Below are 21,483 nucleotides of genomic sequence, written 5' to 3'. Positions count from 1 at the left end.
TCGGGCGGCCCCGGTCAGCCGGCGCCGACGAGGTCTCCGGCCAGCGCCTGCTCGCACTTGACGCGCTCACGAGCCAGGAACTGCACGAGGGAGTCCCGCGTGTCCAGGTAGGAACGGCAGTCCAGCTCGAGGGTGATCGTGCCGTTCCAGCCGGACGCGCCGACCTCGGCGAGGAACGCCTCCAGGGGCAGGATGCCGGCGCCGATGGGGGCGTGGGAGTCCTTGCCGTTGCCGAAGTTGTCGGCCACGTGCAGGTGGACGATCTTGTGCCTGAGGGCCCGCCACATCTCGAAGATGTCGATGCCGGCGACCGCACAGTGGCTGGTGTCCATCACGACGTGGTCGAACGCGTCCATGTCCTCGGTCGTGATCACGCTGGAGAAGGACCGGCCGGCGACCGGGAACAGGTTCTCCATGCCGAAGGTCACGCCCGACGCCTCCTCCATCGGGAGGATCTCCTCCTCCAGGAACCGGCGGGACCGGCGCTCCCAGCGGAACGGGGCGTGGGCGACCATGACCTCGGCCCCGACGGCGGCGGCGATCTCCATCGACATCGCCGCCTTCCCGGCGTAGGCGGTGCCCAGCACGTTGCGCAGCAGCAGCAGGAAGGGGCCGTGGATCGCCGGGACCGACAGGCCGGCCTGCTCGGCGCACGCCACGATGCGTTCGGGGTCCTGGGTGTCGGCGTTCTGTCCGACCATCACCTCGACCGCCCCGTACCCGGCGTCGGCGATGGCGTCCATGACGTAGTCGAGCGGCGTCATGAACAGCGGACCCGTGGCGGCAAGGATCCTGGGACGGGACGTGGGCGAGGCGGAAGCCATCGTCGGCAAGGATATCGGCGTCGTGGCACGATCCGACCCGGTCAGGTCACGCAGACGTTGACCGTTGGTGAAGGCTCGATGACGTCGATCTCCTTCTCCGCGTGATCACGAGGCACCATGCAGCACACGACACCGACTCCCCCCACCCTCCACGACGGGCTGCGCGCCGTCGCCGACCGCCACGGCGACAACCTGGCCCTGCGCTCCGGCGAGGACGAGGTGACCTACGGCGAGCTCGACGCGCTGGTCGACCAGGCCGCCGCGGCGCTGGCGGCCAACGGGGTCGGGCGTGGCGACCGTGTGGCGCTGATGCTGGGCAACCGCGTGTCCTTCGTCGTGACCTGCTACGGCGCGTGGCGCGCGGGGGCAGCGGTCGTGCCCATCAACACCGGCCTGACCGCACCCGAGATCGCCCACGAGCTGAGCGACTGCCGGGCCGCCGTGCTCGTCGTCGGCCGCGCCTGGACCGACACCGTCGCCGAGCTCCGCGGCACCCTGCCGGAGCTCGAGCACGTCTTCGTCGCCGACTCCACACAACCGGTCCCCGTCGACAGCGGCATGCGGTCGTGGCGCCAGACCCGCGCCGGCCACGCCCAGGACGCTCCCAGCGGGGTCGAGGTCGGCCCGGACGACCTTGCGTTGCTGGCCTACACCAGCGGGACGACCGGCTCGCCGAAGGCGGCGATGCTGACCCACGGCCAGCTGCTGGCCAACCAGCGCCAGCTGACCGCGAGCAACATGGGCCTGACCGCCGACGACGTGGTGTTCACCGCGTTGCCGCTGTTCCACAGCTACGCCCTGAACGTGGCCATGGGGATGGCGGTCCAGGCCGGCGCCACGCTGGAGCTGGTGGAGCGCTTCGAGCCGTCCTCGGCGCTGTCGTTGGTCAGCCGCACCGGCGTGACCGTCATCGTGGGCGCACCGCCCATGTACGTCGCGTGGCTGAACACCCCCGGGGCCGACGAGGTCGACCTGTCCTCGGTCAGGCTGGCGACGTCCGGTGCCGCACCGCTGCACCCGAAGGTGCTGGCCAGGTGCGCCGAGGAGCTGTCGCTGGACATCCGCGAGGGGTACGGGCTGGCCGAGGCGTCCCCGGTCGTCGCCTCCTCTGCGGCACTGCCCGAGGCGGTCCCCGGCAGCGTGGGCCGTCCGCTGGAGGGCGTCGAGGTGCGGATCCTCGACGACGACCACGAGGCCGCACCCGGTGACCCGGGGCTGATCGCGGTGCGCGGGGACAACGTGTTCAGCGGCTACTGGGACGCGCCGGAGGCCACCGCCCAGGTGCTGGACGCCGACGGCTGGCTGCACACCGGGGACATCGGCTACACCGACGGCGGGCTGCTGTACCTCGTCGACCGGGCCAAGGACGTCATCATCGTCAGCGGCTTCAACGTCTACCCCGTCGAGGTCGAGCAAGCGCTCGCGTCCCACCCCGACGTGGACCGGGCCGCCGTCGTCGGCGTGCCCCACCCCTACACGGGTGAGGCCGTCAAGGCCTTCGTCGTCCGTCGCGAGGGCACCGAGGTCACCGGCGACGAGCTGCTGGGCCACGTCGCCCGGCGGGTCGCCCGGTTCAAGCAGCCGAAGACGATCGAGTTCGTCGCCGACCTGCCGACCCTGCCGACCGGCAAGATCCGCCGTCGGCTGCTCCGCGACCTGTAGCCGACCCGGGATCGCGTCGACGGGGGGTCGCCGGGTACCCTCGCGAGTGCCATGAACCCCGTCTTCCCCCTCATCGCCATCGCCGTGGCGTGGACGTTCGCAGGCCAGCTGGGCCGGCAGTGGTGGGACCGTCGCCGTGCCCACGCGTTGGCATGGGCGTTCTCGCTGTTCCTGTTCGGCCTCGGTCACGTCGCCGTGCTGATCGGCCTGACCGCCGGCTGGTCCGCGCCCACCTTCGGCATCTACTGGCTGTCCGGTGCCCTGCTCAACGTGCCGCTGCTGGCGATCGGCCAGCTGCACCTGCTGGACCGAAAGCGGTCGGTCATCTGGTGGACCCTCGCCGGCCTGGCGGTCCTGTGGAACGTCGTGTTCACCATCACGGCGACCTACGACACGGCGGTGCTGGAGGCGGCGACGGGCGGCATCCCGGCTGGCAGCGAGGTCCTGGCCGGCACGACCGCCTACGCGTTGCTGCGCCCCATGACCTACACCTTCGCGATCGTGGTCATCGGCTCGGTGTACAGCGCCGTGAAGATGAAGAAGTGGGCGCTCCTGCTGATCGCGGTCGGGACGACCGTCGCCGCGGCCGGGTCCAGCGTGATCGGCTCGTCGGTGGACTACCTGTTCCCGGTGCTGTCCGCCGTCGGGGTGCTGCTGATGTACACGGGCTTCCGGACCGTGTCGGCGCCCGCGCGGACCAGCGAACCCGCCACGGCCACCGCGTGAGCCACGTCCGCGTCTACACACGTTCGGGCTGCCACCTCTGCGAGGACGCGATCGCCATCGTCGGTCGTCTGGCCGGGCCCCCGCACACCGTCGAGCTGGTCGACATCGACGCCGACCCCACCATCACCGACGAGTACACGATCCGCGTGCCGGTCGTGGAGGTCGACGGCGAGGAAGTCGCCCAGTACCAGGTGAACGAGGCCGTCCTCGCTGGAGCGCTCGGCGCCTGACCTGTCGGGGAGCGGCCGGCGGGCGCACGATTCGGGGGCTCGGAGCGATGACGATACAGTCACCCATGTGAGTCAACGGCAGATTCCCGAGGCCTCGGTGGCGCGCCTCCCGCTGTACCTCCGCGCCCTGATCGACCGGGCCGAAGCGGGGGTCGAGAGCATGTCCTCGGGCGAGCTCGCCGCGGCCGCAGGCGTCAACTCCGCCAAGATCCGCAAGGACCTGTCCTACCTCGGGTCCTACGGCACTCGGGGCGTCGGCTACGACGTGGAGTACCTGATCGCACAGATCAGCCGTGAGCTCGGGTTGACCCAGGACTGGTCGACCGTGCTGGTCGGGGCCGGGAACCTGGGGCAGGCGCTGGCCAACTACGGCGGCTTCGCCGACCGCGGGTTCCGCATCGCGGCGATCCTCGACGCCGACCCGGCGAAGGTCGGCATGACCGTGGCGGGCGTCGAGGTGCTTCACCAGGACGAGGCCGAGCGGATCATCAAGGAGGAGGACGTCGCCATCGCCATCCTGGCGGTTCCCGGCGACGCGGCGCAGGAGGTTGCCGACCGGCTGGTCGAGGCCGGCGTCACCTCCATCCTCAACTTCGCGCCGGCGGTCATCCAGGTCCCCGAGGGGGTCAGCCTCCGCAAGGTCGACCTGTCGATCGAGCTGCAGATTTTGGCCTACTACGAGCAGCGTCGGCTGGTCAGCGACGACCTCGCCAACGGAGCCGTTCGGCGACACCTCGACGGGCTGCCGGACTGACCGTGGCCGGCCGCACCCCGCTGCTGCTGGACCTCGCCGGTCGGCGGGTCACCTGCGTCGGTGGTGGGCCGGTCGCGGCCGCCAAGGTCGTCCCGCTGGCCGCGGCGGGGGCCGAGGTGCACGTCATCAGCCCGACCTGTCACCCGGACCTGGCGGCCGTCGCCACCCACCACGCCCGCGAGTGGCAACCCGGTGACCTGCACACCACCCCACCCACCTGGCTGGTCGTGGCCGCAACGGGGGTCCGCGAGGTCGACGACGCCGTCCACGCCGAGGCCGAGCACGCCGGGACCTGGTGCCTGCGCATCGACGGTCGTGGCCCGGTGGCCGTGCCGTCGGTGATCCGGGACGAGGACCTGGTGGTCGCGGTGTCGACCGGCGCGCCCGCCCTCACCAAGCGGTTGCGCCAGCACCTCGAGGCGACGCTGGGGGGTCGCTGGGCCGACGCCGCCCGCACCCTCGCCGCGCTGCGCCGCGACCCCGAGGTCCGCGCCGCGCTCGCCGAGGTCTCCCCCGCCGAACGCCGTGACCGGTGGCGCCGCGCCGTCGACGCCGCCCTCGCCACCACGCCCGAGCCCCCCTTCCCCCACACACCCTCCTCCGACACACCCTCCCCCGCGGACGTCCTCCGCGGCTCCTGACGCGTCGACCGGGTCGGGAAAGAGTGACGCCCCCGGGGGGTGGGACCGGGGGCGTCAGGCGGCCGCGCCGTGGGGACGGCTGGCCACCTCTGGCTCAACTGTACGACGAAAACCAACGACACAGGGAGTGCAGCTTGGGGCTGCGCCGGGTGACCGGAGTCATCTTCGGGATCGGTCCGGCGGACGGTCCGTGACGGGCGGCGGCTGTGCCATCCTCACCCCGTGACCTCCTCCACCGTCCCCAACGTCCTGGCCGCCCGCTACGCCTCCCCCGCGATGACCGACATCTGGTCGCCCGAGGGCAAGGTGGTCCTCGAACGACAGCTGTGGCTCGCCGTCCTGCGCGCCCAGCGCGACCTCGGCGTGGACGTGCCCGAGGACGCCATCGCGGCCTACGACGCCGTGGTGGACACCGTCGACCTCGACTCCATCGCCGCTCGCGAACGGGTGACGCGTCACGACGTCAAGGCCCGCATCGAGGAGTTCTCGGCGCTCGCCGGCCACGAGCACGTCCACAAGGGCATGACCTCCCGCGACCTCACCGAGAACGTCGAGCAGCTGCAGGTCCTCCGCGGACTCGAGCTCGTCCGCGACCGCTCGGTCGCCGCGCTCGCACGCATCCAGCGGCTGGCGACCGAACACGCCGAGCTCGTCATGGCTGGTCGGACCCACAACGTCCCGGCCCAGGCGATCACGCTGGGCAAGCGCCTGGCCAACTTCGGTGAGGAGCTGCTGCAGGCCACCGTCCGCCTCGACGAGCTGATCGCGCGGTACCCCCTCCGCGGGATCAAGGGCCCCGTCGGCACCCAGCTGGACCAGCTGGACCTGCTCGGCGGCGCCGACGCCGTGGACCAGCTCGAGCAGCGCGTGGCCGAGCACCTCGGGTTCGCCCGGACCCTCGACAACGTCGGCCAGGTCTATCCCCGGTCGCTGGACCTCGACGTCGTCTCGGCGCTGGTCCAGGTCGCATCCGGGCCGGCCAACCTGGCTCGCACCCTCCGGCTGATGGCCGGCCAGGAGCTGGCCACGGAGGGCTTCAAGCCCGGCCAGGTCGGCAGCTCGGCGATGCCCCACAAGATGAACAGCCGCTCCTGCGAGCGGGTCAACGGGTTCGCCGTGATCCTCTCCGGGCACCTGACCATGGCCACGGGGCTGGTCGGTGACCAGTGGAACGAGGGTGACGTGTCCTGCTCCGTCGTCCGCCGGGTCATGCTGCCGGACGCCTTCATGGCGGTCGACGGGTTGTTCGAGACGTTCCTGACCGTGCTCGACGAGCTCGGCGTCTACCCGGCGGTGATCCAGCGCGAGCTCGACCGGTACCTGCCGTTCCTGGGGACCACGCGCATCCTGGTCGCCGCGGTCCAGCGTGGAGTGGGCCGCGAGGTCGTGCACGAGGTCATCAAGGAGCACGCCGTGGCGGTGGCGCTGGGCATGCGGGAGGAGGGACGGGTCGACAACGACCTGCTCGACCGGCTCGCCGCCGACGACCGCCTGCCCCTGGACCGTGCCGCCCTCGACGACCTGCTCGCCGACCCCGCGGCCTTCGTCGGCGCCGCCCCCCGGCAGGTGGCGGCGTTCGCCAGCACCGTGGCGGAGTGGACGGCGCGGTTCCCCGAGGCCGCCGGCTACACCCCCGGCGACATCCTGTGACGACCGGCCCAGCCCGACCGGTTCACTGCTGACCGGTTCGCTGCTGACCGGTTCGGGGTCGACGGTTCACTGGCGGACGGCGACCGCGTCGGGGCCGACCGTCGACAGCCAGACGGGGTTGCGGCCGGTGGGGACCTCCGCGATCGGCGACATCGCGCCGTCGTCGACCAGTCCGATGACCAGGCGGCGGTCGTCGCCGGTCAGCACGGCCACCGCAACCTCCCGACCGGAGGGGTGCACCACGCCGGCGGCCCGGTCGGCGCCGTCGAGCAGCGGCATCGACGTGCCGTCGGCCAGAACCAGCCTCGAGGTGGTCCCGTTGTCGGTCGTGACGGACACCGTGATCGCACGACCGTCGGCGGATGACGAGTCGACGCCCTGCACCGCGAGGTCGTCCAGCACGCGGGTGACGCCGCGTGTTGCGGGGTCGACGACCAGGCCGCCGGTGACCGTCCCGTCGACACCGGTGGCCCACAGCACGCTGGCCGGCCCCAGCAGCAGGGGCTCGTAGCCGGTCGAGTCCGGGATGACGGTGGCCGTTCCCGCGATCAGGTCGACGACGGCCAGCGCGTCACCGGACACGGCGATGGCGGTGCTGGCATCGGCCGAGGACCGGATCGGCGTCGTCAACGGCACCGACGGCTCCAGCGGAGTGACCGTGCCGTCGACCCCCATGACCCCTGGTGCCTGGCCCAGCAGCAGGACCCGACCGTCCTCCAGCGGGTGGGGCAGGGCCGGCTGCTCGAGCGTGCCGACGACACGTCGGGTGCTGCCGTCGACGGCCTCGACGACGACCTGGCGGTCCGGCGGTGGGCCCACGCTCGCCACCGTCAGGCCCGACTCCGACAGGGCCACCGCGACGGCGTCGAGCGGTCGGACCTCGGCGGTCCGGGTCTGGAGCACCGCGAAACCGTTCGGCACGTCGAGCAGGACCACCGATCCGCTGCGGGACGACGCCACCACCGAGGACCCCGGTGCGACGAGGTCCTCCATGGGGGTCACGGTCCCGGAGTCGAGGCGCAGCATGGTGGTCAGGTCGTCGGGCTCCCACAGCACGGTCGGCCCGTGGATGCCGTCGCCGGGTGCCACCGAGGGCGACGGCGGATCGTCCATCCCGAAGCTGATCAGGGACAGCTGGCCGCTGACGGCGTCGTAGCGCGCGAACCCGTCCGGCAGGGTCCGGATGAGGGCGTGCGAGGCGCCGGGCGCCGCCCACATGCCGACGGCCCCCGGCAGACGGAAGCGCTCGACCTCCTCACCGTCCTCGGTGCGGACGACCACGTCGGTGGCCTCGCGGTTGCCGAGCGGTCCCTCGAGGTGGACCAGGACCGTGTCGCCCGGCGCCGGCGGGGCCATCTCGTCGGCCATGTCGACCGGATCGGGGTTCTCCGGTGTGGGCAGCCCCTGCGGGCCGGGTTCGGTCGCGACGGGGACCTCGGGCGCGCCGGGCCCCGACAGCGCGGTGTCGTCGGAGGCCGACGGCGCCGGGTCGGGGTCGCCCGTGCAGGCCGCCAGCAGCACCATCACGACCAGCACGACGAGGGGAACCAGCGCTCGGAGGCGTGCGGGCGACGACGTCGCCCGATCACCGGCCCTCCCTGTCCGTCCCGTCATCCGGGCCGAGGCTACAGCGGTCCGCCGTCGGGGACGGACCGCCGTCGCACCGCGGTCAGCGTCGTGGTGCGGAGCCGAAGGTCATGGCGAAGTCAGGAGCGCCGATGTGCACCACGGGGGAGGCGCCGGACAGCCACCCGAGGGGGCCGGCAGGGGGGACCTCCCAGGTCGACCGTGTCCGGCGAACACGTCCTCCGGCGCGGATGCGGGAGGCGACCGTCCGCCCGTCGAGGGTCTGCACGACCCGCCCCGGCAGCGGGAACGGCAGGCGCACGTCCGGGCCGCCGGCGGGTTCGACGGCGGCAGCGGCGGCCAGCCCGTCAGCGGTGCTCGCCGACCAGGACCGGTACCCGATGTCGAAGGTGGCCATCTGCTTGGGGATGCCCCACAGGCCACGTCCACCGGCCATGGACACCTCGCTGTCCACCCAGATGTCGGTGATCGACAGCGCCGGACGCAGCCCGTGGCGAACGACGACCGCCGCCAGCAGCTCGTGATAGCCCATTAGTCCGCGTTCGTCGTAGCGCACGAACGCCGTGGCCACGACCGCGCGCCCCGCGACGGTGAGGGGGCGCGTCCCCTTGGGCAGGACCGGCAGCCGGTCGTGGTCGACGTGCCACATCGTGATGGCGCCGGTGCCACGCAGGTCCCACGGTTCGGCGGGGTAGCCGGTCATGCGACACCTCCGGCGGCGGCCGGCACGCCGACCTCCACCAGCTCGTCGAAGTCGACCTCGGCAAGGCGGCGTTCGTACTCCGCGACCAGGCCGGGCCAGTTGGTCGTGATGCGGCCGCCGTCGGTGTACCAGCTCGTGCAGGCGCTCCAGATGCTCTCGCCCAGCCGTTCCTGCATCTCCGCGTCGTAGGCACGTGCGACGTCGGCACGGACGTCGACGCATCCGACCCGGCCAGCGGCGATCGCGTCCACGACCTGGACGATCCAGCCCGCCTGTGCCTCCAGCATCTGGATGATCGAGGAGCCGCCCAGGTTGGTGTTGGGGCCGTACATCACGAAGAGCTGGGGGAACCCCGGCACGGCCAGGCCCAGGTGCGCCCGGGCACCGTCGGCCCACACGTCGTGCAGGTCCAGCCCGTCCCGGCCGGTGACATCGATGCCGTCCAGGAAGCGGGTGGCGGCGAAGCCAGTGCCCCAGATGATCACGTCGACCTCGTGGATCCGGCCATCGGCGGTGCGCAGCCCCTCGGGACGGGTCTCGACGATGTCGTGGGTGACCACGTCGACGTGATCGCGGTCCAGCGCCGGATACCAGTCGTTGGAGAACAGCACGCGCTTGCAGCCGAGCGGATAGTCCGGCACCAGGCGTTCGCGCAGGTCGGGGTCGCGAACCTGCGCCCACAACGTCGCCTGCCAGGTGGCCCGCAGGAGGGGCTGCAACACACCGCCCTGCTCGAAGGAGCGGTTGAACCACTCCGAGAGGCTGCGGGTCAGCCGTCTCCCAACCTGCTGGGTGGCCGGCCACCGCTCGAACGCCCGGTGGTGCAGCCCGGTGTAGGCACGGTCGGGCTTGGGGACGACGTAGGGGGCGGATCGCTGGAACACCGTCATCGCGCCCACGTCGTCGACGATGCCGGGCACGAACTGGATGGCGCTGGCGCCGGTGCCGACCACGGCGACGCGCGTGCCGGTCAGGTCGACGTCGTGCCGCCACCGGGCGGAGTGGAAGGCCGTCCCGGCGAACGTCTCGGCCCCGGGGATGGCGGGGATCGACGGCTGGGACAGCTGGCCGACGGCGGGGACCAGGACGTCGGCCTCGAACCGCTCGCCGGACGCGGTGTCGACATGCCACACGCGGGTGGATTCGTCGAAGGTCGCGGCCGTCACCTCCATGCCGGTCCGCACGTCGGCCAGCACCCCCTCCTCCTCCGCGGTGCGGCGGATGTAGTCCAGGATGTCGGGCTGCTGGCTGTAGCGGCGTGACCAGGTCGGCTGGGGGGCGAAGGACCACGAGTACAACGAGGACGGCACGTCACAGGCTGCCTGCGGGTAGGTGTTGTCACGCCAGACCCCGCCCACGTCGTCGGCCCGCTCGAGGATGGTGACGTCGTGGTGCCCGGCCCGGTGGAGCGCCATCGCGAGGCCGAGGCCCCCGAACCCGGCGCCGATGACGAGGACCCTCGGGGACGTGCGGGCGCGGCTGCGTGGTGTGGTCGGCTCTGCCATGGGAGGACGGTACGGGGGCGAGGTGGCGCCGACGAAGTGAAGAGCGGACAGCTGATCGAGGATTCCGGACAACCTTCGGGCAGGATGGCTTGAGTGCTGCCACTCCAACGACCGGCTGCCCGCGCTCCCGACTTCCCCCGCGGGGTCGGGTCGACGGTGCTGCTCGTCGCCCACGCCGCCGACCGGGGGGTCCCGGTCGAGCAGGTACTGGCCGGGTCGGGGCTGTCCTCGACCGACCTGGTCGACACACATCGACAGGTCACGGCGGGTCAGGAGCTGCGGGTCGTGCGCAACCTGCTGCGCGACGTCGCCCGAGGCGAGTACGCCGCGGAGGGTCGAGCGGTGGGCCGGCGATACCACGTCAGCACGTTCGGCATCTTCGGCTTCGCCCTGCTGTCGAGCGTCACCGTGCTGGACGCGGTCGACGTCGCGCTGCGGTTCTGGGACCTCTCCTTCGCCTTCGCCCTGCCGGTCGTCGAGGCGGAGGAGGGCCGCCTGCTGATCCGGCTGTCGACCGAGGGGATCCCCGACGACGTGGTGGCCTTCGTGCACGGCCGCGACACCGCGGCGATCGAGACGGTGCTCGGTGAGCTCCTGCCCGGTCGGCCGGCCCCGCGGTTCGTCGGCGGCACGCTGGAGGTGGGGCCGGACTACCTGGCAAACCCCCTCCCCCAGGGGGACGCGCGCACCCGGGCGATGTACGAGGGAATGTGCGAGGAGCTCGTGGCGTCCCGGCGGGCCCGGTCCGGCGTCGCCCAGCAGGTTCGGGTGCTGGTCACCCAGCGACTGGCCGAGGGGGCGCCGATGGCGGCGGTGGCCGCAGACCTGGGCATGACCGAGCGGACGCTGCGTCGCCGCCTCGGGGTGGAGGGGACCAGCTACCGGCTGCTGCTGGAGGAGGTCCGCGAGTCCCTGGCCACGGAGATGTTGGCCACCGGTCGGCTGGCGGTGGAGGACGTGGCGCTGCGGCTGGGGTACGCCGAAGCCTCCAGCTTCATCGCCGCCTTCCGCCGGTGGACCGGGCGGACCCCCACTGCCTGGCAGCGCGACCGTCCCTGAGGGGCAGCGTGCCCGTCCCTGAGGGGCAGCGTGCCCAACCGGCCCCGCCGGCCTCCGTCCGGGCGGCCGACCAAGAGGTCGTGTGGCATCCCCTCCTCCTGTGGCTGGGCAAGTCACCCGCTATCGGGTGCGGTGTGCGTTGCCCGCCCGGGCGAGGTGGTGATGCCGCACGGTGGCTTGGGGTGTGAGGGATGGGCGCCCACAGGGGAGGGGGATCGCACACGCCCCCGGTTGGGACGGACCAGCGGCCCGAGGGTGGTCGGCCCCGTCGGTGGACGGACGGCCCCGCCCCCGGGTGATCGGCCCGTGGGGGGCCGGCCCGCCACGGCCTCGTGTGGCATTCCCTCCTCCTGTGGCTGGGCAAGTCACCCGCTATCGGGTGCGGTGTGCGTTGCCCGCCCGGGCGAGGTGGTGATGCCGCACGGTGGCTTGAGGTGTGAGGGATGGACGCCCACGGGGGAGGGGGAACGCACACACCCCCGGTCGGGCCGACCGAGCGGCCCGAGGGTGGCAGCGGTGGCCGGCCGGGACCCGGGTCAGGTGGTGGGGGACGCGGCGATGTCGGTGCGGTGGTGGGCGCCCTGGAAGTCGATCGTGCCGACGCCCATGTAGGCCCGAGCACGGGCCAGGGGGATCGAGCTGCCCGTCGCGCTGACGGCCAGCACACGGCCACCGGCGGTGACGACCTCGTCGTCCCGCTCGGCCGTGCCGGCGTGGAAGACCGTGACGCCGTCGAGCTCGTCGGCGGCATCGAGCCCGGTGATCGGCAGGCCCTTCGGGTAGCTCGCGGGGTAGCCCTCGCTGGCCATCACCACCGTCACGCAGGCGTCGTCGCCGAACGTGACTGGCTCGGCCGCGGTCAGGTCACCCCTCGCGCAGGCCAGGAGCAGCAGGCCGAGGTCGCTGGTCAGGCGGGGCAGCACGACCTGCGTCTCGGGGTCACCGAACCGTGCGTTGTACTCGATGATCTTCGGCCCGTTGCTGGTGAGGGCAAGCCCCGCGTACAGCACGCCGACGAACGGGGTGCCCCGCCGGGCCATCTCGTCGATGACGGGCTGCAGCGCCCGGGCGTGGATGTCGGCGACCATGTCCGGGCCGACGGCGGGGACCGGCGAGTAGGCGCCCATGCCGCCGGTGTTCAGGCCTTCGTCGCCGTCCAGCGCACGCTTGAAGTCCTGCGCCGGCTCCAGCGGGACCACGCGCGTGCCGTCGGACAACCCGAACAGCGAGCACTCGGGGCCGTCGAGGAACTCCTCGATCACTAGCGCCGCGCCGGCGTCGCCGAAGACCCGGTCGACAAGGGCGTCGTCGATGGCCTGCTCGGCCTCGGCGCGGTCGGCGCAGATCCGCACACCCTTGCCCGCGGCGAGGCCGTCGGCCTTGATCACGTAGGGCGGGGCGTAGGCGTCCAGGGCCCGCTTGGCCTCGGTGGGGTCGGTGCCGCTCCAGTACCCGGCGGTCGGCACCCCCGCGGCCTGCATGACCTCCTTGGCGAAGGTCTTGGATCCCTCGAGTCGTGCCGCAGCGGCCGTGGGACCGAACGCGGTGATGCCCGCCTCGGTCAGCGCGTCGACGACGCCGGCGACCAGCGGCGCCTCGGGGCCGACGACCACGAGGTCCGCCTCGACCTCGCGGGCCAGGTCCACGACAGCGACGGGGTCCTCGGCATCGACCGGACGCCGCTCGGCAACGCCGTCGACCCCGACGTTGCCGGGAGCGCAGACGACGTGGTCGACCGAGGCCGACCGGGCCAGCGCCCAGGAAAGGGCATGTTCGCGGCCACCGCCGCCGATCACGAGTACGCGCATGGCCGCCGATGATGGCATGCCGTGGCGCAGTGGACCGCCTGCTCGGCGGGTGGGAGTCGGGGGCGACGGCGGGTGGGTGCCGAACCACGTGTGTGCGGCCACCGGGAATGAAAGTTGTTCATTCACACATGGGATTCAACTTCTCGTGAACAAATGTCTTGACTATGGCAACAGGGCGGCCCTAGTTTGTCGTGTTAATCACGAAACAAGGCCCGACCGCCGCCAGGTCGGACAAGTCGCCGTCGTGAGAGCCGACACGAGAGGTACGCCCGTCATGAGTCGATTGCTGCTGCTTGGAAGCCTGCTGGTCGCCGTCCTGTCCGCCGTGTGGATCGGGGCAGCGCCCCAACCCGCGCTGGCCCAGGACGACGGCATCGACGTCCTGGTCTTCAGCAAGACCGCTGGATTCCGCCATGGGTCGATACCCGCCGGCATCGCGGCGATCGAGCAGATGGGCGTCGACAACGGTTGGACCGTCGACACGACCGAGGACGGGGCTGACTTCACCGACGCCAACCTCGCCAACTACGACGTCGTGGTGTGGCTGAGCACCACCGGTGACGTGCTGGACGACAGCCAGCAGGCCGCGTTCGAGCGTTACATCCAGGGAGGCGGCGGCTACGCCGGCATCCATGCGGCGTCCGACACCGAGTACGACTGGGCGTGGTACGGCGACCTCGTGGGCGCCTACTTCGAGGGGCACCCGCCGGGGACACCGACCGCCGAGGTCGAGGTTGCCGACGCGGTGCACCCGTCGACGGCCCACCTCGACGCCGAATGGGTGCGGACCGACGAGTGGTACAACTACCAATCCAACCCGCGCGGTGACGTGCATGTCCTCATGACGCTGGACGAGGAGACCTACAGCGGCGGGGGCATGGGCGCCGACCACCCGATCGCGTGGTGCCAGGACTACGACGGGGGTCGCTCCTGGTACACCGGCGGTGGCCACACCGACGCCAGCTTCAGCGAGCCCGACTTCGTCACCCACATCGAGCAGGGCATCCGGACCGCCGCCGGGGTCGTCCCCGCCGACTGTGGTGCGACCGTTAAGGACCAGTTCGAGCGTGTCGTGCTCGACGACGGCACCCAGAACCCGATGAAGGTCGACGTCGCCAACGACGGGCGCGTGTTCTACCTCGAGCGCGATGGCCGCCTGCGCATGTGGGATCCCGAGACCGAGATCCCCACGACCGTCGGCACGCTGGACGTCTACCAGGGGCAGGAGGACGGGCTGCTCGGCATCGCGCTGGACCCCGACTTCGACACCAACGGTTGGATCTACCTCTACTACTCCGCCCCCGGCAACGTGCCCTGCACCGATGCCGACCCCGACGCCAACGTCTGCGGCGCCGGGCAGCTGTCCCGGTTCACCTTCGTCGACGGCCAGCTCGACGTGGCGTCCGAGGCGAAGCTGCTGGAGGTGGTGGTCCAGCGTGACGAGTGCTGCCACGCCTCGGGCGACCTCGACTTCGACGAGTCCGGAAACCTCTACCTGTCCACCGGCGACGACACGAACCCGTTCAACTCCGACGGCTACTCCCCCCACGACGAGCGGGACGGCCGCTCCACGTGGGATGCGCAGCGCACCTCGGGCAACACCAACGACCTGCGCGGCAAGGTCCTGCGGATCCACCCCGAGGACAACGGCACCTACAGCATCCCTGCGGGCAACCTGTTCGACGAGGCCGCCGACACCGATGACCGGACCCGTCCCGAGATCTGGGCGATGGGCTTCCGCAACCCCTTCACCATCAACTGGGACCCCGTCCACGACCGGCTGACCGTCGGTGACTACGGCCCGGATGCCGGCAACGCCAACGCCAACCGTGGTCCGGACGGACGCGTGGAGTGGCTCGCCATCGACCAGGCCAGCAACCAGGGCTGGCCCTACTGCCATGGGCCGAACTCCGCCTACCGGGACTACGACTTCGCGACGGGTACCTCCGGTCCGGCCTTCGACTGTGATGCGCCGGTCAACGACTCGCCGAACAACACTGGCCTGACCAACCTCCCGCCGGCACAGCCAGCCACGCTGTGGTGGGGAAAGAGCACGACGGGCGTCCCGGTCATAGGCACCGGTGGTGCCCCCGGCGCAGGCGGGATCCTCGAGTACGACCCGGCCACCAGCGCACCAGACGGCCTGCCGCCCTACTACGACGGTGTCGCGCTGCTCATGGAGTGGAACACCGGTGACATCTACGAGGTCCACTCCGATGACGCCGGTGCCATCACCGAGGTCGCGCCCTGGCTCGACGACGAGACCTTCCTCCGCCCTCACCACATGAAGGTCGGCCCCGACGGCGCGGTCTACCTGATCGAGTGGGGCTCGGGCTTCGGCGGCAACAACGCCGACAGCCGGATCTCCCGGATCGGCTACACGGGCGGTTCGTTCCGCCCCGTCGCCGTGGCAACGGCCACGCCGGACAACGGCCCGCTCCCGCTGCAGGTCAGCTTCTCCAGCGAGGGATCCAGGGCGGTTGCCGCTGGGGCCACCCTCGTCGGGTATGCCTGGGACTTCGACGGCGACGGCACCACCGACTCGACCGACCCGAACCCCACGACGACCTACACCGAGGCCGGTAGCTACACGGCCAGCCTGACCGTCACCGACGACCAGGGCGCGGTCGGCGTGACCGCCGTCACGGTGACCGCAGGAAACACGCGCCCGGAGGTCGTCATGGACACCCCCGTCGAGGGTGGGTTCGTGGACTTCGGTGACTCCGTAGCGTGGTCCGCCACCGTCACAGACTTCGAGGACGGCACGTCGGGCACGGAGATCGACTGTGCCGATGTCGATGTCCGGCTGCTGCTGGGCCACGACGAACACGCCCACGCCCTTGAGAACACCACCGGGTGCGAGGGGATCTTCAACACCACGCGTGACTCGGGTCACGGTGCCAGCGAGAACCTCTTCTACGTCCTCGAGGCCTCCTACATCGACGCTGGTGGGGACGGTGTCCCGTCGCTGAGCGACAACGACGTCGTCGTCCTCCAGCCCAAGCGCCGTCAGGCGGAGCACTTCGACGACTCCTCCGGCACCTCCACCGTGCGCGACCTCGAAGGCGCGCAGGGCGGCAACCGGGTCGAGATGGTCCCCGGCGCCTGGTTCTCGTTCGATCCCGTGAACCTGACCGGCATCGACAGCCTTCGCGTCCGCTACAGCGGCACCGCGGACGGCGCCACCCTCGAGCTCCGCAAGGGTGCGGTCGACGGCCCCGTCGCTGCCACCGTGCCGCTCCCCGCCACCGGCGCCCTCACCAGTTACCAGCTCACCGACGGCGTGGCCGTGACCGACCCCGGAGGCACCGACACCTACTACCTGGTGGCCACCGGCGCCAACGTCGCGATCGACGAGCTGTTCTTCGATGGACAGGGTGTGGCCGACAACGCCGCCCCGGTGGTGACCGCGACTGCCGACGTGACGTCTGGCAACGCGCCGCTGACCGTTGCCTTCGACGGAACGGCCAGCGACCCCGACGACGATGCCCTGACCGGGTACGCCTGGAGCTTCGGTGACGGCGCCACTGCCGACACCGAGGACGCAACCCACACCTACACCGAGCCGGGCGAGTACGTGGCCAGGCTGTCGGTCACCGACGAGCGTGGGGCGACGGGCTTCACCGACGTCACCATCACGGTGGCCCCGACACCCGAGCCGCCGGCCTGCCTGACGGACGCCTCCGACGACTTCGACGGCACGTCCCTGGACCTGACGCGGTGGAGCGAGATCGTCCGCCACGACGACACCCAGTACAGCGTGGTTGACGGTCAGCTGGTCCTCACCCTGAGCGACGGCGACCTGTACCAGGGCACCAACACCGCCGGCAACGTCCTGCTGCAACCCGCCCCGTCCGGCCCGTTCACCATCACCACACAGGTGACGGTCAACCCGACCGAGACCTACCAGCAGGCAGGCCTCATCGTCTACGGCGACGACGACAACTACACCAAGCTCGACCTCGTCTACAACGGCAACCGCGCCATCGAGTTCATCAACGAGGTCGCCGCGTCGGCGCGCAACGCCGGCCAGGACAACACCGGAGCCCTGCCCGGGGACTTCCCCTCGACCTTCCAGCTGCGCATCACCTCCGATGGCGCACAGCTGACGGCCGCGTACTCGGCCGATGGCGGTGCCAACTGGACCGACGTGGGTCGTCCTGCAGCCCTCCCGGCCAACCCCCGGATGGGCATCCTCGCCCTGACGGGCAACAACACCGCCGCCAACATCGACGCGACCTTCGACTTCTTCCACGTCACCTCTCCCAGCGACGGACCGATCAGCGTGTCCGACGAGTTCGAGGGTGATGACCTGGACCGCTGTCGCTGGAGCGAGATCGTGCGGCCCGAGCCCGAGCACTGGTCGGTCGCCGATGGCGCCCTGACCCTCACCACCCAGCCCGGTGACATCTACACCGGGGGCAGCGGCAACCCGCCGAACTTCATCCTCCAGCCCATGCCGGAGGAGGACTGGACCATCGAGACCCACATCTCCAGCGCCGAGCTGCTCGGCCGCTACCAGCAAGCCGGCCTGCTTGCCTACGTCGACGACGACCACTACGTGAAGTTCGACCTGGTCGCCGGCGGCCAGGAACAGGGCGTCGAGCGGCTGGAGCTCCGCAGCGAGCTCGGCGGCGCGATCCAGAACCCGCAGCCGCAGGTCAACACGACCGCGACCGCGGTCACGCTGCGCCTGACCAAGGACGGGGACTCCTTCATCGGGTCCTACTCATTCGATGAGGGAGCGACCTGGACCGACATGGCGGAGGCCGTGACCAACACGGCTCTGGCAGAGGAGGAAGCGTCCTTCGGCATCTACACCCTGGGCGTCAACCAAGCGAACGACACCCCCATCGACCCGGTGGACGTGGACTTCGAGTACTTCCGCCTCCTCGGTGAGAACGCCGACGAGACCGCGCCCACCGTCGACCTCTCCCTCCGTGGCGAGATCACCGGTGAGATGGGTCCGGCCGGCAACACCCTGCCCGACGTCAGCGGGACCGCGACGCTGACCCGCGACGACAACGGCACGACCGTCACCGTCGACGTACAGGGCTTCGCCGCGAACACCACCTACCGCGCACACCTCCACGAGGGGTACTGCGGTGACGGCGGTGGCCACTACCAGGACGTGCCCGGTGGTGCGGAGACCCCGCCCAACGAGCTGCACCTCTCCTCGACCCAGGACCCGATGGCGGGCCTGCAGTCCAACGCCTCCGGGGCCATCTCCGGTCAGGGCAGCGCTGCATGGATCGCACGCAGCGAACCCCTGTCGGTGATGATCCACGAGGACCAGTCCCCCGGGCTGCCAGTGGCCTGTGCCAGCTTCGACGCCTACGGTCCCCAGACCCTGATCCTGTCCGCTGACGACGGCGACGGCTCGGGCGTGGACACCATCGAGTACCAGCTCGACGGTGGCGACTGGACCGCCTACGACACTCCGCTGACCGTGGACGCCCCCGGCACCCACACCGTGGCGTTCCGCGCCACCGACCTGGCGGGCAACACCTCCGAGGAAGGGACCTTCGAGTTCACCATCCCGGAGCCCGACGAGACCGCCCCCGTGGCATCGATCGAGCTCGACCCCGAGCCCGACGAGAACGGCGAGGTCATCGACGGTCCCGTCGACGTGACCCTCTCCGCCACCGACCCGACCGCCACGGTCGACGTCATCGACAACGACTTCGACCCACGGACCACGACCATCAGCGCTGGCGAGTCCGTCCTGTGGACCTGGACCGGCAACCAGGAGCACAACGTCCAGGCCGACGACGGCAGCTTCGCGTCGCCGACCCAGACGGCTGGCACCTTCGCCCACGCCTTCGACACGCCGGGTACCTACGAGTACTTCTGCGGCATCCACTCCACCGCGAGCGGCAGCGCCCAGAACGGCACCGTCGTCGTGGAACCGGCCGCTGGACCCGCTGGCGAGCTGACCATCGAGTACCGGGTGGACGACCCGTCCGGTGACTGGGTCACCTACACCGACACCTTCGAGGTCGCTGGCCTCGGGGAGCACACCGTCGAGGCGCGGGCGACCGACAGCGCCGGCAACGTCTCCGACGTGGTGACGCGGACCTTCACCATCGTGGAGGAGGTCATCGAGGACACGACGCCGCCGACGGCCACCCTGGGCCTGCGCGGTGACGCCAGCGGGGACATCAGCTCCATCGAGGGGCGGACCACGCTGGACATCACCGGCACGGCAACCCTGACCCGCAGCGACAGCGGCACCGACGTGACGCTGACCGCCGCTGGTTTGACGCCGGGCACCACCCACCCCTCCCACCTGCACTTCGGCACCTGCGCCGATCCGGCAGGGCACTACGCCGATGACCCCAGCGGCCCGGGCACCCCGCCCAACGAGCTGTGGCTGTCCTCGACCGCCGACCCCACCGCGGGCCTGACGGTCGGCCCGGACGGCACGGTCACCGGCACCGGTTCCGCCGACTGGATCGCCCGTGCGGTGGACCTGTCGATCATGATCCACGACGCCGAGGCGCCCGGCCTGCCGATCGCCTGCGTCACCCTCGACCAGTTCGGGCCGCAGACCGTGGTGCTGGACGCCGAGGACGACCTGTCCGACGTCGACTCCATCGAGTACCGCCTCGACGGCGGTGACTGGACCACCTACTCCGCACCCTTCGCGGTGGACGCCGCCGGCGACCACACCGTGGAGTACCGGGCCACCGACACCGCCGGGAACACCAGCGACGTCGCGACCTTCGCGTTCACCGTGGTCCTCCCGGACACCGACGCCCCGACCACCACCGCGTCCCTGAACCCCCAGCCCGACGAGAACGGTGAGGTGACCACCCCCGTTCGGGTGACCCTGACCGCCGACGACGGCGAGGGCGAGGGCGTGGACCGCATCGAGTACCGCGTCGACGATCCCTCCGGGGAGTGGACGACTTACACCGACTCCTTCGTGGTCCCCGGCATGGGCGAGCACACCGTGGAGTTCCGTGCGATCGACCTGGCCGGCAACGTGGAGGAGACCCAGAGCGTCACCTTCACCCGCGTCCAGAGGACACCCCCCGGCCAGGGCGGCAACCCCGGTAACCCCGGTAACCCCGGCAACCCGGGCAACCCCGGCAACAGCGGGACCACCGCCGGTGGCGTGGACCACTCCGACTACGAGGGCGACGACCCCTACGGGTTCGGCGAGTTCATCGCCGGCTGGGACATGACCGCAGGCGGCACCCTGACCGTCACCACCGACGAGACGGGCCGGATCTGCCTGGTCCACGTCGACGAGACCGGAGCGGCCACGACCGTGCGCTGCACCGACGACGACGCGTCCTTCGCACAGGACGAGGCGATGCGCCAGCTGACCATCCCGGTCCAGCCCGGTGGTCGCGTCCTGGCCTACCGGGTCGACACCGCAGCCCTGCGGGTGACCGACAGCGACCGCATCGGCACGGCCATCCAGGCCTCCCGGTCCGGATGGGACAGCGCAGACCAGGTCGTGCTGGCCACCGCCGGTGGCTTCGCCGACGCCCTGGCGGCCGCACCGCTGGCCGGCCAGCTCGACGCCCCGCTCCTGCTGAGCTGGACCGACGAGCTGGACCCGCGTGTCCTCGAGGAGATCCAGCGCCTGGGTGCCACCCAGGTCGTGCTCCTCGGTGGCGAGGCGGCCCTGTCCAACGGCGTGGAGGCCACGCTCCGCGAGGCCGGCCTGCAGGTCAGCAGGCTCGCCGGTGCCAGCCGGACGGAGACGGCGCGTGCCGTCGCCGCTCGGATGGGCGGTGCGACCAGCGGACTGGCCGTGGTGGCCTCCGGTGGCTCCTTCGCCGATGCCCTGGCGATCGCCCCGATCGCCGCGGCCCAGGGGCTCCCGATCTACCTGACCGGTGGAGAGGGGCTCAGCCCGGAGACGTTGCAGGCGATGGTGGATCATCAGGTCCGCCGGGTCCTGATCGTCGGTGGCACGGCGGTCGTCGGTGACGACGTCGTCGACCAGCTGGCCGCCAACGGGATCGAGCTGACCGCCCGACTGGGCGGTGCCAACCGCTACGAGACCGCGACGACCATCCTCGGATGGGCGGTGGACGGCGGTGCTGACGTGACCGAGATGATGGTCGCGACCGGCGCCGACTTCCCCGATGCACTCGCAGCCGGTGCCTACGGTGCTCGGACCGACCGTTTGTTGTTGCTGGTCGACGGAGGCCAGCCGCTGGACGGTCAGCCGGCCGCCTCGTTCCTCGCTGGGGACGGGTCGGGAACCGAGCTGCTGGTCCTGCTGGGCGGGGAATCCGTCCTTCCCGCCGGCCTCCAGGAGGCGCTCGCCGCGGCCCTGCGGTAATTCGATCGGGGCGGGGGTTGACTTCGGTC

Annotated in this window: 13 protein-coding genes; 8 read left to right on the top strand and 5 right to left on the bottom strand. The window is 71.4% G+C overall.

All coding sequences use genetic code 11. The features are described from left to right. Nucleotides 1-14 precede the first annotated feature (14 nt). Nucleotides 15-824 (bottom strand): sugar phosphate isomerase/epimerase family protein, encoded by an 810-nt coding sequence (locus tag CUC05_RS12285; protein ID WP_108666413.1) that lies wholly within the window; start codon nt 822-824, stop codon nt 15-17. 117 nt (nt 825-941) lie between these two features. On the opposite strand from CUC05_RS12285, the gene CUC05_RS12280 reads away from it, so the two are divergent. From CUC05_RS12280 to purB, 6 genes are all read left to right on the top strand, one after another. After that, nucleotides 942-2,486, top strand: coding sequence for an AMP-binding protein (locus CUC05_RS12280; protein ID WP_108666412.1), 1,545 nt, complete (start codon nt 942-944; stop codon nt 2,484-2,486). A 51-nt stretch (nt 2,487-2,537) separates the two neighbouring features. Then, entirely contained in the window at nt 2,538-3,212 is a 675-nt protein-coding gene (locus tag CUC05_RS25340; protein WP_205712295.1) for a hypothetical protein, read from the top strand. Beyond that, entirely contained in the window at nt 3,209-3,442 is a 234-nt protein-coding gene (locus CUC05_RS25335) for a glutaredoxin family protein (RefSeq protein ID WP_205712294.1), read from the top strand. The genes CUC05_RS25340 and CUC05_RS25335 overlap by 4 nt, the downstream gene beginning before the upstream one ends. A gap of 67 nt (nt 3,443-3,509) precedes the next feature. Continuing rightward, a complete protein-coding gene (locus CUC05_RS12270; protein ID WP_108666411.1) occupies nt 3,510-4,196 on the top strand; it encodes a redox-sensing transcriptional repressor Rex in 687 nt (228 codons plus the stop codon). A gap of 2 nt (nt 4,197-4,198) precedes the next feature. After that, nucleotides 4,199-4,837: a precorrin-2 dehydrogenase/sirohydrochlorin ferrochelatase family protein gene (locus CUC05_RS12265; RefSeq protein ID WP_157965496.1), complete on the top strand. Its 639-nt coding sequence runs from the start codon at nt 4,199-4,201 to the stop codon at nt 4,835-4,837. A gap of 222 nt (nt 4,838-5,059) precedes the next feature. Next, a complete protein-coding gene (gene purB / locus CUC05_RS12260) occupies nt 5,060-6,487 on the top strand; it encodes an adenylosuccinate lyase (RefSeq protein ID WP_108666409.1) in 1,428 nt (475 codons plus the stop codon). Between the two features lie 66 nt (nt 6,488-6,553). Here purB and CUC05_RS12255 read toward each other — a convergent pair whose 3' ends face one another. Genes CUC05_RS12255 through CUC05_RS12245 form a run of 3 tightly spaced genes read right to left on the bottom strand, consistent with a single transcriptional unit; the run spans nt 6,554 to nt 10,282 of the window. Then, entirely contained in the window at nt 6,554-8,101 is a 1,548-nt protein-coding gene (locus CUC05_RS12255) for a hypothetical protein (RefSeq protein ID WP_157965495.1), read from the bottom strand. A gap of 55 nt (nt 8,102-8,156) precedes the next feature. Then, nucleotides 8,157-8,777 carry an acetoacetate decarboxylase family protein gene (locus CUC05_RS12250; RefSeq protein ID WP_108666407.1) on the bottom strand — a complete coding sequence of 207 codons (621 nt, stop codon included), beginning with the start codon at nt 8,775-8,777 and terminating at the stop codon, nt 8,157-8,159. Beyond that, on the bottom strand, nt 8,774-10,282 hold the full coding sequence (locus CUC05_RS12245) for a flavin-containing monooxygenase (RefSeq protein ID WP_108666406.1): 1,509 nt from the start codon (nt 10,280-10,282) through the stop codon (nt 8,774-8,776). The genes CUC05_RS12250 and CUC05_RS12245 overlap by 4 nt, the downstream gene beginning before the upstream one ends. Nucleotides 10,283-10,375: 93 nt before the next feature. Here CUC05_RS12245 and CUC05_RS12240 point away from each other — a divergent pair, with 93 nt between their 5' ends. Further along, nucleotides 10,376-11,341, top strand: coding sequence for a helix-turn-helix domain-containing protein (locus CUC05_RS12240; RefSeq protein WP_108666405.1), 966 nt, complete (start codon nt 10,376-10,378; stop codon nt 11,339-11,341). Nucleotides 11,342-11,877: 536 nt separating this feature from the next. Here the strand turns inward: CUC05_RS12240 and purD are convergent. Continuing rightward, nucleotides 11,878-13,149, bottom strand: coding sequence for a phosphoribosylamine--glycine ligase (purD, locus tag CUC05_RS12235; RefSeq protein ID WP_108666404.1), 1,272 nt, complete (start codon nt 13,147-13,149; stop codon nt 11,878-11,880). A 274-nt stretch (nt 13,150-13,423) separates the two neighbouring features. Here purD and CUC05_RS24720 point away from each other — a divergent pair, with 274 nt between their 5' ends. Then, nucleotides 13,424-21,454: a ThuA domain-containing protein gene (locus tag CUC05_RS24720; RefSeq protein WP_157965494.1), complete on the top strand. Its 8,031-nt coding sequence runs from the start codon at nt 13,424-13,426 to the stop codon at nt 21,452-21,454. The last annotated feature ends 29 nt before the right edge of the window (nt 21,455-21,483 follow it).

Origin of the sequence: Euzebya rosea (assembly GCF_003073135.1) — a bacterium.
Classification (GTDB): domain Bacteria; phylum Actinomycetota; class Nitriliruptoria; order Euzebyales; family Euzebyaceae; genus Euzebya; species Euzebya rosea.
This window is presented reverse-complemented; position numbering and strand designations above follow the sequence as displayed.

What these genes read in the sequence shown, in the direction of transcription:
- CUC05_RS12285 (WP_108666413.1), bottom strand. Translation starts at nt 824, where the DNA reads ATGGCTTCCGCCTCGCCCACGTCCCGTCCCAGGATCCTTGCCGCCACG.
- CUC05_RS12280 (WP_108666412.1), top strand. Translation starts at nt 942, where the DNA reads ATGCAGCACACGACACCGACTCCCCCCACCCTCCACGACGGGCTGCGC.
- CUC05_RS25340 (WP_205712295.1), top strand. Translation starts at nt 2,538, where the DNA reads ATGAACCCCGTCTTCCCCCTCATCGCCATCGCCGTGGCGTGGACGTTC.
- CUC05_RS12255 (WP_157965495.1), bottom strand. Translation starts at nt 8,101, where the DNA reads ATGACGGGACGGACAGGGAGGGCCGGTGATCGGGCGACGTCGTCGCCC.
- CUC05_RS12250 (WP_108666407.1), bottom strand. Translation starts at nt 8,777, where the DNA reads ATGACCGGCTACCCCGCCGAACCGTGGGACCTGCGTGGCACCGGCGCC.
- CUC05_RS12245 (WP_108666406.1), bottom strand. Translation starts at nt 10,282, where the DNA reads ATGGCAGAGCCGACCACACCACGCAGCCGCGCCCGCACGTCCCCGAGG.
- purD (WP_108666404.1), bottom strand. Translation starts at nt 13,149, where the DNA reads ATGCGCGTACTCGTGATCGGCGGCGGTGGCCGCGAACATGCCCTTTCC.
- CUC05_RS24720 (WP_157965494.1), top strand. Translation starts at nt 13,424, where the DNA reads ATGAGTCGATTGCTGCTGCTTGGAAGCCTGCTGGTCGCCGTCCTGTCC.